The organism is Geodermatophilus obscurus (assembly GCF_900143215.1).
GTDB lineage: Bacteria > Actinomycetota > Actinomycetes > Mycobacteriales > Geodermatophilaceae > Geodermatophilus > Geodermatophilus obscurus_A.
Genome location: NZ_FRDM01000090.1, coordinates 1 through 2,172 on the forward strand (window position 1 = coordinate 1; position 2,172 = coordinate 2,172).

Genomic DNA, 2,172 nt, shown 5'->3' on the forward strand with positions numbered 1-2,172 from the left:
CTGCACCACCGAGCCCTGCACCGAGTTGACGACGGGGCTCTCGCGCAGCGCCTGGTCCGGTGCGGCGACGTCGGGGACCTGCGTGGGGGTCAGCGGGTCCAGCACGTCGGGCAGCCCGTTGTGGTCGATGGCCTCCCGGAGCGAGTCGTAGACCACCCGGACGCCGTTCGGGACGCTGCGGTCGACCGCCTGCACCAGTGCCGAGTTCTTCACCTGGCTGGCGACCTGCGGGAACGGCGCCTGGGCCAGCGGGGTGGCCACCATCCAGGCGACGAGCAGCACCGCGGTCGCCGACAGCACCGCTCCGGCCACCGAGTCGACGACCTCGGCCGGTTGCCACGTCACGCGGCGGCGCACCGCCCGGCCGATGGCGCCGGCCAGCACCTGTCCCAGCAACGCCGCGGCGAGGACGACGACCAGCGCGGCGAACACCCGGGTGGTCGCCGTCCCGTCGAGGCGGTCGGCGACCGGCCGGGACAGCTGCGCACCCAGCACCGCGCCGCCGAAGAAGCCGAAGAACGAGGTGGCCGAGACGATGACGCCCTGGCGGAACCCGGAGAAGGCGAAGACCAGCGCCAGTCCGATGAGGACGAGGTCGACGATCGACATGCTCGCTACGTCCCCCGCTCGACTCCGGAGCCGGTCCGCTCCTCGGCCGCTGGCGCTCCGTGCGATGCTCCCGAAACCGTCGTCATCGCCTAACCGCTGACCGTCATGGTGCCGAACTGCTGCAGCTGGGTGTGGAAGCTGCACTCGAAGCCGTACTCACCGGGCGTGGTGGCGGTGAACTCGATGCTGCGGGTCTCCCCCGGCGTCAGCAGCGGGATCTCCGGGTCGATCGGCGCGGGGCCGTCGTCCGGGGTGAAGCGGAAGTTGTGCGTCATCTGCTCGGCGACGTTGACCACGGTGAGCCGTACCGGGCCGGGCGCGACGGTGAACGTGCTGGGGGTGAAGACGTAGTCGTCCTGGGTCTGCAGGGTGACCTCCTGGACGCCGTCGGGCGCCGTCGTCACCGTACCCAGCGCCGGACCGGACGACGGTGCCGCCTCCTGCCCGGCCGTCCCCCCGCCGCCACACCCGGCGAGCAGGACCACCGCGGCGGCGACCGCAGCGGCCTTCTCGCAGGGGCCCCGGCTCCGTCCCCGGGCCCTTCCCCTCTCACCCTTCATCGCGGGGGAACGGTACTTGCCGGAGGGCCGTCGGGTGCGGGGTCGGCGACCGTCGGCGCGGCGGCGTCCTCGTCGTCCGTGGGATCGAGGGTGCCGGGTAGCTGCGGGCGGCGGGCACCGAGCACCGGCAGCGGCCGCACGTCCGTCACGTCCCAGGGCCGGGCCAGCCCCGCGGCCTCGAGGATGGCGTCGAGCAGTCCGCCGGTGAAGCCCCAGACGACCATGCCGGCGACGCCGAACGCCGGGCCGACGTACCCCGACGGGTGGGCGACGCGGAAGCGGTTGGCCGGGTCGGCGAGGTCGGCCAGCGGTACCCGTGCCACCCGGGCCACTTCGCGCGGGTCGCCGACGGTGACGTCGCGCGGGTCGTCCCACCAGGCCACGACCGGCACCACGAGGTTGTCCGAGGGCCCCAGGAACAGCTCCGGCAGCGTGGCCAGCACGCGGACGCCGTCCGGGTCGATGCCCGCCTCCTCCTCGGCCTCCCGCAGCGCGGTGCCCACCGGGTAGTCGTCACCGGGGTCGGCGCCGCCGCCGGGGAAGGCCGGTTGCCCGGCGTGGGTGCGCAGGTGCGCGGACTTCTCGATGAGCAGGACGTCGGCGCCGCGCGGGCCCTCGCCGAACAGGATGAGCACCGCCGAGCGCCGGGCGGTCGCCGTGGGCCGGGGCATCCGGTGGCGCAGCGGCAGGTCGCCCGCGGCGAGCAGCCGGCGCAGGTACTCCGGCAGGGCGGCCTCGGCGGTGGGCACGTCGGTCACAGCGTCACCCCCAGGTGCTCGGCGACCAGGCCCTCCAGCTCGGCGAGGTCGGCCACCGGGCCCACCTGGACGTGGGCGATCCCGCCGTCGGCGTCGATGAGGTAGGTGTAGGGCAGCGCGCCCAGGCCCAGCTCGGCCATCAGCTCGCCGTCGGCGTCGAAGGCGCTGGGGAAGGTGGCCCCGGCGTCCGCAGCGAAGGACCCCGCCTGCGGAGCGCCGTCCCGGCTGATGACACCGACCACCGA

At 74.7% G+C, this 2,172-nt stretch carries 4 protein-coding genes; all 4 read right to left on the minus strand.

From position 1 onward, the window contains the following. A partial coding sequence (locus BUB17_RS25055; protein WP_141243213.1) for a CvpA family protein occupies positions 1 to 609 on the minus strand: 609 nt, incomplete at its 3' end. A gap of 89 nt (positions 610 to 698) precedes the next feature. Next, a complete protein-coding gene (locus BUB17_RS25060; RefSeq protein WP_244277481.1) occupies positions 699 to 1,013 on the minus strand; it encodes a plastocyanin/azurin family copper-binding protein in 315 nt (104 codons plus the stop codon). Positions 1,014 to 1,165: 152 nt separating this feature from the next. Next, positions 1,166 to 1,927 carry an NUDIX hydrolase gene (locus BUB17_RS25065; protein WP_072921559.1) on the minus strand — a complete coding sequence of 254 codons (762 nt, stop codon included), beginning with the start codon at positions 1,925 to 1,927 and terminating at the stop codon, positions 1,166 to 1,168. Next, the coding region (locus tag BUB17_RS25070) for a TlpA family protein disulfide reductase (RefSeq protein WP_141243214.1) at positions 1,924 to 2,172 on the minus strand (249 nt) is incomplete at its 5' end. The genes BUB17_RS25070 and BUB17_RS25065, both read right to left, overlap by 4 nt.